This window comes from Campylobacter concisus (assembly GCF_902460705.1).
In the GTDB taxonomy this organism is placed as follows: Bacteria; Campylobacterota; Campylobacteria; order Campylobacterales; family Campylobacteraceae; genus Campylobacter_A; species Campylobacter_A concisus_Z.
Window position 1 is genome coordinate 400,060 of record NZ_CABPUP010000001.1, and the last position, 14,047, is coordinate 414,106.

A 14,047-nucleotide genomic window follows, 5' to 3' on the forward strand; every position below is an offset into this window, starting at 1 on the left:
TAAAGATAAGGATTTTATTAGGTGATAGTTAATAGCTTGTAAATTTTTAATTGATTTAATTCTATAAAGAGGTTAAGCCCCAAAAATAGGGGCTTGAAGTATTAGTTTTCTTTGATTTTTACTTTTTTATCCTTATAAAAACCAGTACCAACTGGGATCATACGCCCGAGGATAACATTCTCTTTTAGATCCTCAAGATAGTCAAATTTAGCAGCGATAGATGCTTCCGTTAGGACTTTAGTTGTCTCTTGGAACGATGCAGCAGAGATCACACTATCACTTCCGATAGCTGCTCTTGTAACACCTAATAGGATCGGCTCAGCAATAGCTGGCTCACCACCCATGTTCATGATACGCTCGTTCTCTTCTTTAAATTTATTTCTTGAGACCATATCGCCAACTATGAAATTTGTATTTCCGCTATCGACGATTTTGACTTGGCGAAGCATTTGAGAGACGATGATCTCGATATGTTTATCTGCGATCGCAACACCTTGGCGGCGATAAACTTGTTGAATCTCGCTAATCAAATAATAATGAAGTGCTTTTTCGCCAAGAATTCTTAAAATATCGTGGCTTGAGATTAGTCCATCAGTTAGTTTCTCACCAGCATGGACAAATTCCCCATCTCTTACTTGGATCTGACGACTTTTCTCGATCAAATACTCAGCAGTTGTGCCATCTTCAGCTTGGATGATTATGCGCTCTTTTGAGCGAAGTGGCTTATCAAATCTAACCACGCCATCAATCTCTGCAACGATAGCTGTATTTTTAGGGCGTCTTGCTTCAAATAGCTCACTTACTCTTGGAAGACCGCCGGTAATATCTTTTGACTTAGCAACAGCTTTTGGGGTCTTAGCCAAAATATCAGCCTGAGCTACTTCATCACCACTTGAGACAAAGATCGCAGTTTTTGGATCAAGCGGATACTTGATTAAATTTCCTTTTTTAGTAGCGATAATAATCGCAGGTTTTACACCGCTTGGTAAGTATTCATTGATAACAAGACGTCTTTGTCCAGTCGCCTCATCAGCTTGCTCAGTCGCACTATATCCTGGTTCAATATCTTCAAAGCTAACCACACCAGCTTCTTCAGCAATAGTTGGAGTTGAGTATGGGTCCCACTCAGCAATAATCAACTTATCATCTTTTTCAGGTAATGAAACTACAGTAGCTCTCTCAACTGCATCATTATCAGAAACTTGGATGATAGAATTTCTTGGGATATAATGGCGAACCGCCTCACGTCCATCTTTATCAGAAACAACCACAAAGAAACCTTTTTCAGTTACTTTGTGACCTTTTTTGATATCTTTAACCCTATCAAGATAATCACCTTTTAATATGAAAAATTTAACCACACCATTTGCGTCGGCTAAAATTTTACGAGTTACAGGATCTCCGTCTGAAATTTTAAGTTCACTAGCGTATGGGATACGATTTGGGATATTCCAACCCTCTTTTATGATCTCAACGATACTTTCATTCTCTTTTACCTTATCGCCACTTACATAAGGTATATACATCTTTCCTTCGATCTTTCCGCTAACACCAGCTAATTCATTTGGTTTAGCAAGATCATTTCTTCTAATTGTATATTTAACCTCTTCTTTTTTACCTTTTATCACGATATTTACATCTTCGTGGGCATATTCGATCTCTATTTTACCGTCAATCGTTGATTTAATCTTTGGCTCAACAAGTAGTACAGCTGCGCTTCTTCTATTTGCAACGATCTTCTTATCGCCGTTATCATAAGTATTAAGGTTGTAATATCTGATAAAACCTTCTTTTTGAGCAATTACTTGACGATCTTGTTGCTCAGTAGAAGCCGTACCACCAATGTGGAATGTTCTTAGTGTTAGCTGTGTACCTGGCTCACCGATAGATTGGGCTGAAATGATACCAACTGCTTCACCTGGTTTTACAAGTTTACCTTCACCCAAATTTAAGCCGTAGCATTTTGCACAAACGCCTTTTGGTGCTTTGCAAGTAATAGGAGTTCTAATGCTCACTGATTTTATGCCAGCCTCAGTTATAGCTCTAGCTTTTTCTTCATCAAGTAGTGTGCCCTCACTAAATAAAATTTCATTAGTTATAGGATCGATCACATCATCTGCTAAAACACGGCCTAATACTCTTTCTTCAAGGCTTTCTATTAGCTCGCCACTCTCAGTAATATCTGTGATTTCAACGCCCTCGTGCGTACCGCAGTCGTGCATTGTTACTTTAACATTTTGAGCAACGTCGATTAGTTTTCTTGTTAAATAACCGGCGTTGGCTGTTTTTAGCGCTGTATCTGCAAGACCTTTTCTAGCTCCGTGGGTAGAGTTAAAGTACTCCATTATATTTAGACCTTCACGGAAGTTTGAAATGATCGGCGTTTCGATGATCGAACCATCAGGTTTTGCCATAAGACCACGCATACCAGCTAGCTGGCGAATCTGCGCTGCACTACCTCTCGCACCTGAGTCTGCCATCATATAAATTGAGTTAAATCCACCTTTATCACTTTGAATAAGCTTCATCATCTCGCTTGCAACGCTGTTATTTGTATCTGTCCAGATATCAATGATCTTGTTATATCTCTCACTATCTGTTAAAAGACCAGCGCCGTATTGCTTTTGAATTTCGCGAACTTTTTTCTTAGCTTCGTCGATATATTTTTGCTTGCTATCAGGCACGATGATGTCTGCGATAGAGATAGAAATTCCCGCTTTTGTCGCATATCTAAAGCCTAAATTTTTAAGCTTATCAAGAAAATCGGCCGTTACTTCAAGACCACCATTTCTATAAACATAATCAACCAAATTTGCAATATCTTTTTTCTTCATGATCTTATTCCACATATTTTCAGGAACAAAATCAGGAAGTATAGCTCTTAAAATCAAGCGACCAGCCGTCGTAAAGATGATCTTATTATCAACCATAGTCTTGATTTTAGCGTGAAGGCCAAGAGTGTTAGCCTCTTCAGCGATCATTACTTCATCAACGCTTGAGAAAATTTTATTTGCACCTTTTTCATCATTTCTCTCTAGGCTTAAATAATAAATTCCTAAAACCATATCTTGTGAAGGGACTGTGATAGCCTTACCACTTGCTGGAAGCAAAATATTCATTGAGCTAAGCATCAAAATTTTGCACTCAGCGATAGCCTCTTGTGATAGTGGTACGTGAACAGCCATTTGGTCGCCGTCAAAGTCCGCGTTGAATGCAGCACAAACTAATGGGTGAAGCTGAATCGCCTTGCCTTCAACAAGCACTGGGTGAAACGCTTGGATGGAAAGCTTGTGAAGTGTTGGAGCACGGTTTAGCATGACTGGATAGTCTTTAACGACCTCTTCTAGGCACTCCCAAACCTCATTTGTCTTATCTTCTATCATCTTTTTCGCTTGCTTAACAGTTGTTGCATAGCCCTTTTCTTCAAGGCGAGCAAGCAAATGTGGTTTAAATAGTTCTAGAGCCATTTTCTTTGGAAGACCACACTGATCCATTTTTAGTTTTGGGCCAACGACGATAACAGAACGTCCAGAGAAGTCAACACGCTTACCTAGCAAATTCTGGCGGAAACGGCCTTGCTTACCTTTGATGATCTCGCTTAGTGATTTTAGTGGGCGCTTATTTGCACCTTTTACTGCATTTGCTCTGCGGCCATTATCAAATAGCGCATCAACAGCTTCTTGAAGCATTCTCTTTTCATTTCTGATAATGATCTCAGGTGCGTCAAGCTCAAGTAGACGTTTTAGACGGCTATTTCTGTTTATTACGCGGCGATATAGGTCGTTTACGTCTGAAACAGCAAATTTACCACCATCAAGGCTGACTAGCGGTCTAAGATCAGGTGGAAGAACTGGTAAATTTGTTATCATCATCCACTCTGGGCGGTTACCTGAATTTAAAAAGCTCTCGATAACTTTTAGACGTTTTACTATAGTTTTTTTCTTGGCTTCTGAATTTGTAGACTCCATCTCTTCTTTTAGTTGATTTAAAATTTCCATCAAATCAAGCTCAGCTAGCATATCATAGATGACCTCGCCACCCATTCTAGCTGTAAAACTAGTCTCTTCGTATCTTGAAGCTAGGCTTTGATATTGCTCTTCGTTTAAAACATCGTATTTCTCAACTTTTTTAGAATTTTCATTGTCGTAATAAGCCTCACCAGCATTATCAACAATGTATGCCTCATAGTAAAGTACACGCTCAAGGTCTTTCATTTTAATACCAAGAAGTGCGCCAATACGGCTTGGTAAGAAATTTACATACCAGATATGAGCCACTGGAGTTACAAGCTCAATGTGACCCATGCGAGAGCGGCGAACTTTAGATGTTGTTACTTCAACACCGCACTTTTCGCACTTGATGCCTTTATAACGCATCTTTTTATATTTGCCACAAAGGCACTCGTAATCACGGATCGGTCCAAAAATTTTCGCACAAAATAAGCCGTCACGCTCAGGTTTTAGCGTACGGTAGTTGATAGTCTCTGGTTTTTTAACCTCGCCATAACTCCAAGATTTTATCTTCTCAGGACTTGCTAAACGAAGTTGAAAAGCTTCAAAATCACGAGGTCTATGCTCTTCTTTTATCTCAACTGGTTTTAAATTAGTTAGTTTCATTTGTCTCATCCTCATCATATACTTCTACATCAAGAGCTAGTGATTTTAGCTCGTTTGTTAGAACAAAGAACGTCTCAGGGATACCAGTCTCAGGAACGTTTTCGCCTCTTGTTAAAGCTTTATAAGCAGATAGTCTTCCCTCAACATCGTCTGATTTTACAGTTAGCATCTCTCTTAGTGTATGGGCGGCGCCGTAAGCCTCAAGTGCCCAAACCTCCATCTCACCAAACCTTTGACCGCCAAATAGTGCCTTACCACCAACAGGTTGCTGTGTAACAAGGCTATATGGTCCAGTACTTCTTGCGTGAACTTTCTCATCAACCAAGTGGTGAAGTTTTAGCATATACATACAACCAACATTAACACGTTCTCTTATCTTTGAGCCTGTGCGTCCGTCATATAGTTCAGTTTTGCCGTCGCTATCTATCTTTGCCATCTCAAATAGTTTTGCAAATTCGTCAGCTTTAACGCCTTCAAAAATCGGAGTTGCAAATCTTACGCCATTACTCCAATCTTTTGCATATTCAAGAAGCTTCTCATCACTCATCTTACCAAGAGCTTTTTTAGCGTCCATTAGCTTAGCAACACCTGCTATCTCTATCATCTTAGCTCTTAGCTCTTTTATCCACTCGCCTTTTTTAGTTTCAAAGATTTCATTTATCTGCTCACCTAAGCGATAGCCAACAAGACCAAGGTGGCTCTCTAAAATTTGACCGATGTTCATACGGCTTGGAACACCAAGTGGGTTTAGCACGATGTCTACGATCTGACCGCTTGGAAGGTAAGGCATATCAACTTCTCTTACAATATTTGAAACAATACCTTTATTACCGTGACGTCCAGCCATTTTATCGCCAACTTTTAGTTTGCGTTTTGTAGCTATATAAACTTTTACAAGTTTTACAACGCCACTTGGTAAAATGTCATCTTTTTCTAAAATTTCTATCTTAGCATCGTGCTCTTCTTTGAGCTTTTTCTTCTCATTTTGGAAGTAATTTTTTAGCTCATCATATTTCTTTTGGATATCTTTTGAAAAGCTTTTAACGATAGCATTTAGAGTAAATCTATTTATGTTTTCAAGATCAGCCTTATTGATCTTTGAGCCCTTCTTATACTCTTTTTTATTTACCTCTTGATCACTCGCTAGTGGATTTTTAGAAAGAAGTGCTGTAACTTTTAACATCTCTTCGCGGTCTAGCATAAGTAGTCTATCGTGATGTTCTTTTTCTAAAAGAGTCTTCTCTTCTTCGTAAGCTTTATTTGTTCTGCTATCTTTTTCATATCCTTTTTTGGTGAAAATTTTAACATCAACAACTACGCCTTCCATTGAAGCTGAAGCGTATAGCGATTTATTTACCACGTGGCCAGCCTTTTCACCAAAGATCGCACGTAGTAATCTTTCTTCTGGAGTTGGCTTAACCTCGCCTTTTGGAGATACTTTACCAACAAGGATCATGCCAGGCTTGATCTCTGTACCAATTTTGACAATACCACTCTCATCAAGGTGCATAAGCTCCTCTTCTTTGACGTTTGGTATATCTTTTGTTATCTCCTCAACTCCGTCTTTTAACTCACGAGCCTCGATCTCTTTTTCATAGATATGGACACTTGTAAAAGCATCTTCACGTATCATTTTTTCACTAATGACGATCGCGTCTTCGTAGTTGTAGCCATTCCAAGGCATAAATGCAATTAGTGCGTTTTTACCAATGGCTAGCTCGCCTTTTTCCATACTTGGACCGTCAGCAATTATTTGACCAGCAACGATCTCATCACCTTTTTTAACTATCGGATGTTGAGAAAAAGTCGTATTTTGGTTTGTTCTTAAATTTTTCTCCAAAGAGTAATGATCGATATATGGACCAGCTTCGTCTTCGCCTAAAATAAATATATTTTTATTATCAACCTTTTCAACCACGCCACTACGTCTTGCTTTTACGCTTTCCCACGCATCTCTTGCGATAACGCTTTCCATACCTGTTCCAACAATAGGAGCAGTTGAGCGAAGTAGTGGCACTGCCTGACGTTGCATGTTTGAACCCATGAGAGCACGGTTAGCATCATCATGCTCTAGAAATGGAATAAGTGAAGCCGCAACACCAGCTATCATACCAGAACAAAGGTCAATCAAAGTAACATCTTCTCTACGGGCAAGCATCATCTCGCCATCTTTTCTAACTTCAATCAAGTCCTCAACGATGTGTCCATTTTCATCAAGTTTAGTTGATGCTGGAGCTATAACATTGCCCTCTTCTTGAGTTGCAGTTAAATAAACTATCTCATCAGTCACTTTGCCATCTACAACTTTTTTGTAAGGCGCTTCAACAAAGCCAAGATCATTCACTTTTGCATAGGTTGAAAGTGTATTGATAAGACCAATATTTTGACCTTCTGGAGTCTCAACTGGACAAATTCTGCCGTAATGAGTTGGGTGAACGTCACGCACCTCAAAGCCAGCACGTTCTTTTACTAATCCACCCTCGCCAAGCGCAGATAGACGGCGCTTGTGAGTAACTTCACTAAGTGGGTTTGTCTGATCCATAAACTGGCTTAACTGACCACCCGTAAAAAATTCCATAATCGTAGCAGTAATCATTTTTGGATTAATAAGGTCGTATGGCATAATCTCTTCAGTATTATTGCTTAAGCTTGTAAATTTATCGCGGATTGCCTTTTGCATCTTTACAAAACCGAGGTGAAGTTCGCTAGCAAGTAGCTCACCGATTGACCTTATACGGCGGTTGCCAAGGTGATCTCGGTCATCAATGTGACCTTGTCCATTTTTAACTTTTATAAGATATTTCGCAGTTTTTATGATATCTTCACTTGTTAATAAAGTAACGTATTCTGGCACATCAAGAGAGAGCTTATGGTTCATTTTCATACGACCAACTTTTGTTAAATCGTATCTCTCAGGGTTAAATAGCATATCATTTACAAAACTCTTTGCAGCCTCTTTAACAACTGGCTCTCCTGGTCTCATGACCTTATAAATTCTAATAGCCGCAAGATCATTTTCATCATCCACGCCCTCAGTTTGTTTTAAAACCTTAAGCATATCGTTGTCAGCTATAAAAGAATTTATAATTGCATCATCAACACCAGCAGCAGAGTTATTTATAATCTCAATACTTTCATGCTCAGCTAAAATTTTTGCAAGTTTATTCTCGTCAAGAGCAGATAGTGTATCATATAAAATTTCTCCACTCTCTGTATTTATTACAGGATTTGCCAAATATCTACCAATAAGTGCTTCAACTGGGTATTCAACAAATTTTACTCCATCCTCGATCAACTTGTCAGCTTTTTTCTTAGTAAGACGTTTGCCTGCTTGGTGAAGAATTTCTCCATCTTCGTTTTTTATATCATATTCAACTCTTCCCAAATAATCTTCAGGATTAAAAAGAGTTAAAAATTTGTTATTTTTAATAATTAAATTTTGTATCGGGTAAAACAACTTAATAATATCTTGTTTTTTATATCCAAGTGCCCTAAATAATATAGTTACTGGTACTTTTCTGCGTTTATTTATCCTAACATATAAAATATCTTTTGTGTCATATTCAAAGTGTAGCCAAGAGCCACGGTCTGGTATTATTTGAGCTGTATAAATTAATTTATTTGCAACGGTCGCGCTCTCTTCTTGTTTAAAAATAACACCTGGGCTTCTATGAAGTTGATTTACAACAACACGCTCAACACCATTTATAATAAATGAAATTCTATCAGTCATTAGTGGAATTTCACGTATAAAAATTTCTTGTTCTTTTATATCTTTAACACCGACTTTATCACCTGTCTTATCATCTTTCTCATGAACGATAAGGCGTATTTTCATCTTTAAATTTACAGAGTATGTAAGACCTCTTTCTATACACTCTCTGATCGTATATTTTGGTTTTCCAATTTCTGAGCCAACATATTCTAAAGTCAAACGATTTTGCGGATCATGTATTGGAAAGATTGATTTAAAAACTTTTTCTATACCGCTTTCTGCTTGATTGTTATTTAAATTTAAAAAATTATCAAAGCTCTTTTTTTGTAGTTGTAGTAGGTTCGGAACGTCTATCTCCTTAACGACATTAGAGAAGTCAACCCTAAGACGATTTCCTGAGTATAAGCTATTTAACATTGCATCTACCTCGTGGTAATTTTGAAAGAAAAGTATAGCCTTTTAAAAAGGCATCTAAAATTTAAAAAAGAGAGGGGCTTTGCCCTCTCTTGAAATATTAAGCTCAAATAATAAAAAATTATTTAAGTTCAACCTTAGCACCAGCTTCTTCAAGCTCTTTTTTAGCTGCCTCAGCCTCATCTTTGCTAACGCCTTCTTTAAGAACAGATGGTGTTCCCTCAACTGCGTCTTTAGCTTCTTTAAGACCAAGACCAGTAAGCGCTCTAACAACTTTAATAACGTTGATTTTCTTATCACCAGAATCAACCAAAACAATGTTAAATTCTGTTTTTTCCTCTGCTGCAGCTGCTGCACCACCTGCTGCAACAGCACCACCTGCTACCATTACAGGAGCAGCGCTAACACCAAATTTCTCTTCGAACTCTTTTACAAGTTCACTAAGTTCAAGTACAGAAAGATTAGATATAAACTCTAATACATCTTCTTTAGTAATTGCCATTTTTAATCCTTATTATTTTTTTTAATTTAAATTAAGCTGATTGTTCTTTTTTCTCTTTAAGCGCATTCAAACCAATTGTGAAATTTTGAATTGGCGCATTCCAAACTTGTAAAAGCATCGCAATAAGCTCATCACGGCTAGGCATTTTAGATAGAGCTTTAACTTTATCAACGCTAGCAACTTCGCCATCAATATAAGCTGTTTTTATTTTGAAAAGATCAGCATTAGACTCTTCAAATTTTGCGGCTACTTTAGTTACTGCTAATTGATCTTCGCTCCAAAGATAGATATTTGTATCTTTGAGTTCCATTCCGACTTTATCAGAATTTTTAAGAGCAATATTTGCAAGAGTATTTTTAATAACCTGAACTTTTACATTTTGTTCTTTAGCAGAATTTCTTAAAACTTCAAGTTTCTTTACTGAAAGGCCACGATAGTCACAAACTATAATAGCTTCAGCAGTTTTAAATTCACTCTCTAATTTTGCAACAACTTCAGTTTTTTCGTTACGTGTCACTTTTTCTCCTTTCCGACCGGTAATTTCAAGCAGAGCGGGTCGAATCAATTAAGCCCAATGGCCTCGGCTATCTCCAATCTAAGATATAAATTTTAATTTTTAGTTTTATTTTAAGTCCATAACTTCTTGAGTATCAAGAGCTATAGATGGGCTCATTGTCAAAGACAACGAAGCATTTTTAACATATCTACCCTTTGCAGTTGCAGGCTTATGTTTATTGATCGCTTTAATAAATGTTGAAATATTTTCATTTAATTGTTCTTTAGTAAAATTAACTTTACCAAGGCCTGCATGTATATTTCCTTGCTTATCAACACGGAAATTTACTTGACCACTTTTTGCATTATTAACTGCTTGTGCAACATCCATTGTAACTGTACCAGTTTTTGGATTTGGCATTAATCCTTTTGGTCCTAAAATTCTACCGACCTTACCTACAAGGCCCATTAAATTTGGAGTAGCTATAAGAACATCAAAATTCATTATACCTTTTTGAATATCTTCAACTAAATCATCTGCACCAACAATATCAGCACCAGCTGCTTTAGCCTCATCAGCTTTAGCATCTTTTGCAATAACAGCAACTCTTACAGTTTTACCTGTACCAGCTGGCAAAACTACTGAACCACGAACCATTTGATCAGCATGTCTTGGATCAACATTTAATTTTAATGCGATCTCAACTGTTTCATTAAATTTAGCAGAAGCCAGAGTTTTAACTGTGTCAATAGCCTCGCTAAGGTTATAAATTTTATCTTGCTCTACTTTTTTGAGCAATTCTTGAAATCTCTTGCTAGTTTTTCCCATAAATTTCTCCGCATATATATTGCTTCCGTCTTTTGCTAATCAACCTGACGGTAAAGGCTTTAGTCTACTACTTCAACACCCATTGAGCGAGCTGAGCCAGCAATAATCTTGGCTGCTTGCTCTTTATCATTTGTATTCAAATCAACAAGTTTTTTCTCAACTATTTCCAGAACTTGAGCTTTTGTTAATTTACCTACTTTATTTTTTAAAGGATTATCAGTTCCTTTTGTTATACCTGCAGCCTTTTTAATAAGATCTGTAGCAGGAGGCTGTTTTGTGATAAATGTAAAACTCTTATCAGCATAAACAGTTATAACAACTGGAATATTAAACCCAACCATGTCTTTTGTTCTTTCATTAAAGGCTTTACAAAATTCCATAATATTAACACCTTTTTGTCCAAGAGCTGGACCAACTGGTGGACTAGGATTTGCTTTTGTTGCAGCAATTTGTAATTTTATTTCACCTATAACTTTTTTAGCCATTTCTTGCTCCTTAAATTATCTTCTCAACTTGTGAATACAAAATATCAACAGGGGTACTTCTACCAAAAATAGAAACATTAAGTCTAAGTTTGCCATGTATCATGTCATATTCTTCAACAATACCTGTAAAGTTAGCAAAAGGACCTTCTGTTATACGAACACTCTCACCATCCTCAAAGAATATCTTAGGTTTTGGTGCAGCCCTTTTTTGAACTTTTTCCAAAATAGTATTTATATCTTTTTCAGATAATGGCGTAGGTTTTTTGGCCTCACCAATAAAACGTCCAACTTTTGGTAAAGATTGAATCCTGTGCCAAAGAGCCGTATCAAGATCTAAGCACGCAAAAGCATAACCTGGGTAAAGAGTTCTTTCGTTGATTTTTTGCTTACCATTTTTTATTTCTATTACGTCTTCTGTAGGAACTATAATTTCTTTTAGTTGATCTTCTATTCCATGATCTTTTACTAAATTTTCAATTCCTCTTTTTACTGCCATTTCGCTTCCAGCGTAAGTCTGTATAGCATACCATTTATGTGACATTACTTTTTTCCTTATATCATATAACTTTAGATAAAACAAAGGACATAATAACATCAACAAGAGCTAAAAAAAGTGATACAACAGCAACTACGATAAAAACTGCAAAAAAAGCATTTCTAATTTGTTCTTTTGTAGGATAGATAACCTTCATTATTTCCAATTTAGAAAGCCTAATATAATTTATAATTTTTTCCATAATCTTAACCTTAGTCGTGGCAGGGCAAGAGGGATTCGAACCCCCAACCATTGGATTTGGAATCCAGCGCTCTACCGTTGGAGCTATTGCCCTAATAGCTTCTTAATTAACTTTTTAATTTAACTTCTTTATGAATAGTATGTTTTTTTAATCTCGGGCAATACTTTTTAAGCTCAACTTTGTCTGTAGTAGTTTTACTATTTTTTGTTGTTGTATAATTTATATCACCACTTTCGGAGCATTTTAAACCAATTTTAATTCTCATATAAGTCCTTATCAAGATATCAAAGGGAATATCCTCCCTTTGACAAATTTTTATAAATTAACCAAGTATTTTTGAAACAACACCTGAACCAACGGTTCTACCACCTTCACGGATAGCAAAACGAGTGCCTTCCTCAAGTGCTACTGGAGCAATCAATTCAACAGAAATTCTTACATTATCACCTGGCATAACCATCTCTGTTCCTTCTGGAAGCGTAATTGAACCAGTAACATCAGTTGTTCTTACGTAGAATTGTGGTCTATAGTTATTAAAGAAAGGAGTATGGCGACCACCTTCTTCTTTTGTCAAGATGTAGACTTCGCCTTCAAATTTTGTATGAGGGGTAATTGATTTAGGCTTGCAAAGAACCATACCACGCTCAACATCCTCTTTCTTAGTACCACGAAGAAGAACGCCGACATTATCACCAGCTTCGCCTTGATCCATCTCTTTTCTAAACATTTCAACACCAGTAACTGTTGTTGTTTGAGTTGGCTTAATACCAACAATTTCAATTGTGTCACCAACCTTTATAACACCTTTTTCAATTCTACCAGTTACAACTGTACCACGACCTGAAATCGAAAAAACATCTTCGATTGGCATAAGAAGGTCTTTATCTGTTGCACGAACTGGAGTTGGAATATAGCTATCAACTGCATCCATTAATTCCATAATTTTTGCTGACCATTCGCCATCTTGACCAGCTTTTGCCTCTTCAAGAGCTTTAAGTGCTGAACCAGAAACAATAGGTGTATCATCGCCTGGAAAATTATACTCATTAAGTAATTCGCGGATTTCCATTTCAACCAATTCAAGAAGCTCAGCATCATCAACCATATCAGCTTTGTTCATAAAAACAACAATGTATGGAACACCAACTTGGCGTGATAACAAAATATGCTCTCTAGTTTGTGGCATTGGGCCATCAGCTGCAGAAACAACCAGAATAGCTCCATCCATTTGTGCAGCACCTGTAATCATATTTTTTACATAGTCGGCGTGACCAGGGCAGTCAACGTGAGCATAGTGGCGTTTCTCTGTCTCGTACTCAATATGTGAAGTAGCAATTGTAATACCACGCTCTTTTTCTTCTGGAGCATTATCAATATTATCATAATCTTTTAGCTCAGCAAGTCCTTTGCGTGAAAGAACAGCAGATATTGCAGCTGTTAATGTAGTTTTACCATGATCTACGTGACCAATAGTACCTATGTTTACGTGCGGCTTGTTACGTGAAAATTTTTCTTTAGCCATCTTTTCCTCCGTATGTGATATATGTCTTTTTCTTACCAAATTTGTATAATCATAATAAAATCATATTAACCAGTGGAGCTCATAGCGGGACTTGAACCCGCGACCTCTTCCTTACCAAGGAAGTGCTCTACCTCTGAGCCATATGAGCGAAAAACGCTTGGCAGAGATGATTCCAATTAAATAATACAAACAACTAAAAATTTTGAAAATAAAGTAAGGAATAACTGTGTTTAGTAAAATCTAGATACAGCTCCCAGTTTATTTTCCCAAATTTTGGAGCGGGAAACGGGGCTCGAACCCGCGACCCTCAGCTTGGAAGGCTGATGCTCTAGCCAACTGAGCTACTCCCGCATAACAATGGTGGTGAGACGTGGATTCGAACCACGGAAGACATAGTCAGCAGATTTACAGTCTGCCCTCGTTGGCCGCTTGAGTATCTCACCTTAAACATTAATAAACTATTTTGGTATTTTCTGGTCAAACACTGTTACAAAAAATGGAGCTGGTGAACGGACTTGAACCGCCGACCCACTGCTTACAAGGCAGTAGCTCTACCAACTGAGCTACACCAGCACCTGTTTTGTGAAGTGGCAATTATATATCAAAACAATGTAAAAGTCAAGGGAAATTTAAAAAATTTTCATAAAAATTAAAATTATAAAATACAGCCATTTAAGAATACAAATTTTTATTAGATTTAAATTCATAATACATCATTAAGCATTTATGAAA

The 14,047-nt window shown here is 37.2% G+C and carries 10 protein-coding genes and 5 tRNA genes; all 15 read right to left on the reverse strand.

The genetic code is table 11. The features are described 5' to 3' along the window. Nucleotides 1-101 precede the first annotated feature (101 nt). The gene (rpoC, locus tag F3G75_RS02030; protein WP_149716371.1) at nt 102-4,616 is read right to left on the reverse strand and encodes a DNA-directed RNA polymerase subunit beta'; all 4,515 of its coding nucleotides are present in this window, start codon (nt 4,614-4,616) and stop codon (nt 102-104) included. Then, on the reverse strand, nt 4,603-8,748 hold the full coding sequence (rpoB, locus tag F3G75_RS02035) for a DNA-directed RNA polymerase subunit beta (protein ID WP_149716372.1): 4,146 nt from the start codon (nt 8,746-8,748) through the stop codon (nt 4,603-4,605). The genes rpoC and rpoB overlap by 14 nt, the downstream gene beginning before the upstream one ends. A 118-nt stretch (nt 8,749-8,866) precedes the next feature. Next, nucleotides 8,867-9,247: a 50S ribosomal protein L7/L12 gene (gene rplL, locus F3G75_RS02040; protein WP_021090592.1), complete on the reverse strand. Its 381-nt coding sequence runs from the start codon at nt 9,245-9,247 to the stop codon at nt 8,867-8,869. Nucleotides 9,248-9,278: 31 nt separating this feature from the next. Beyond that, nucleotides 9,279-9,764, reverse strand: a complete 486-nt coding sequence (gene rplJ, locus F3G75_RS02045) for a 50S ribosomal protein L10 (RefSeq protein WP_072594865.1) — start codon at nt 9,762-9,764, stop codon at nt 9,279-9,281. 105 nt (nt 9,765-9,869) lie between these two features. Continuing rightward, nucleotides 9,870-10,571 carry a 50S ribosomal protein L1 gene (gene rplA, locus F3G75_RS02050; RefSeq protein WP_021091006.1) on the reverse strand — a complete coding sequence of 234 codons (702 nt, stop codon included), beginning with the start codon at nt 10,569-10,571 and terminating at the stop codon, nt 9,870-9,872. Between the two features lie 59 nt (nt 10,572-10,630). Further along, nucleotides 10,631-11,056: a 50S ribosomal protein L11 gene (gene rplK / locus F3G75_RS02055; protein ID WP_021091067.1), complete on the reverse strand. Its 426-nt coding sequence runs from the start codon at nt 11,054-11,056 to the stop codon at nt 10,631-10,633. A 10-nt stretch (nt 11,057-11,066) separates the two neighbouring features. Then, a complete protein-coding gene (gene nusG, locus F3G75_RS02060; RefSeq protein WP_021090793.1) occupies nt 11,067-11,597 on the reverse strand; it encodes a transcription termination/antitermination protein NusG in 531 nt (176 codons plus the stop codon). A 16-nt stretch (nt 11,598-11,613) separates the two neighbouring features. Continuing rightward, entirely contained in the window at nt 11,614-11,793 is a 180-nt protein-coding gene (gene secE, locus F3G75_RS02065; RefSeq protein WP_035167317.1) for a preprotein translocase subunit SecE, read from the reverse strand. A gap of 17 nt (nt 11,794-11,810) precedes the next feature. Beyond that, nucleotides 11,811-11,886: transfer RNA gene (locus F3G75_RS02070), tRNA-Trp, on the reverse strand. Nucleotides 11,887-11,899: 13 nt separating this feature from the next. After that, a complete protein-coding gene (gene rpmG, locus F3G75_RS02075) occupies nt 11,900-12,058 on the reverse strand; it encodes a 50S ribosomal protein L33 (RefSeq protein WP_035167196.1) in 159 nt (52 codons plus the stop codon). A 57-nt stretch (nt 12,059-12,115) separates the two neighbouring features. Further along, nucleotides 12,116-13,315, reverse strand: a complete 1,200-nt coding sequence (tuf, locus tag F3G75_RS02080; RefSeq protein WP_021090663.1) for an elongation factor Tu — start codon at nt 13,313-13,315, stop codon at nt 12,116-12,118. A gap of 73 nt (nt 13,316-13,388) precedes the next feature. Further along, nucleotides 13,389-13,463 (reverse strand) — tRNA-Thr (locus tag F3G75_RS02085). Between the two features lie 126 nt (nt 13,464-13,589). After that, nucleotides 13,590-13,666, reverse strand: a tRNA-Gly gene (locus tag F3G75_RS02090). A gap of 7 nt (nt 13,667-13,673) precedes the next feature. After that, nucleotides 13,674-13,758: transfer RNA gene (locus F3G75_RS02095), tRNA-Tyr, on the reverse strand. 54 nt (nt 13,759-13,812) lie between these two features. Continuing rightward, nucleotides 13,813-13,888, reverse strand: a tRNA-Thr gene (locus F3G75_RS02100). Nucleotides 13,889-14,047: the final 159 nt, after the last annotated feature.

Excerpts from the sequence above, each read along its gene's own strand:
- rpoC (WP_149716371.1), bottom strand. The coding sequence starts at position 4,616 with ATGAAACTAACTAATTTAAAACCAGTTGAGATAAAAGAAGAGCATAGA.
- rpoB (WP_149716372.1), bottom strand. The coding sequence starts at position 8,748 with ATGTTAAATAGCTTATACTCAGGAAATCGTCTTAGGGTTGACTTCTCT.
- rplL (WP_021090592.1), bottom strand. The coding sequence starts at position 9,247 with ATGGCAATTACTAAAGAAGATGTATTAGAGTTTATATCTAATCTTTCT.
- rplA (WP_021091006.1), bottom strand. The coding sequence starts at position 10,571 with ATGGGAAAAACTAGCAAGAGATTTCAAGAATTGCTCAAAAAAGTAGAG.
- rplK (WP_021091067.1), bottom strand. The coding sequence starts at position 11,056 with ATGGCTAAAAAAGTTATAGGTGAAATAAAATTACAAATTGCTGCAACA.
- nusG (WP_021090793.1), bottom strand. The coding sequence starts at position 11,597 with ATGTCACATAAATGGTATGCTATACAGACTTACGCTGGAAGCGAAATG.
- secE (WP_035167317.1), bottom strand. The coding sequence starts at position 11,793 with ATGGAAAAAATTATAAATTATATTAGGCTTTCTAAATTGGAAATAATG.
- rpmG (WP_035167196.1), bottom strand. The coding sequence starts at position 12,058 with ATGAGAATTAAAATTGGTTTAAAATGCTCCGAAAGTGGTGATATAAAT.
- tuf (WP_021090663.1), bottom strand. The coding sequence starts at position 13,315 with ATGGCTAAAGAAAAATTTTCACGTAACAAGCCGCACGTAAACATAGGT.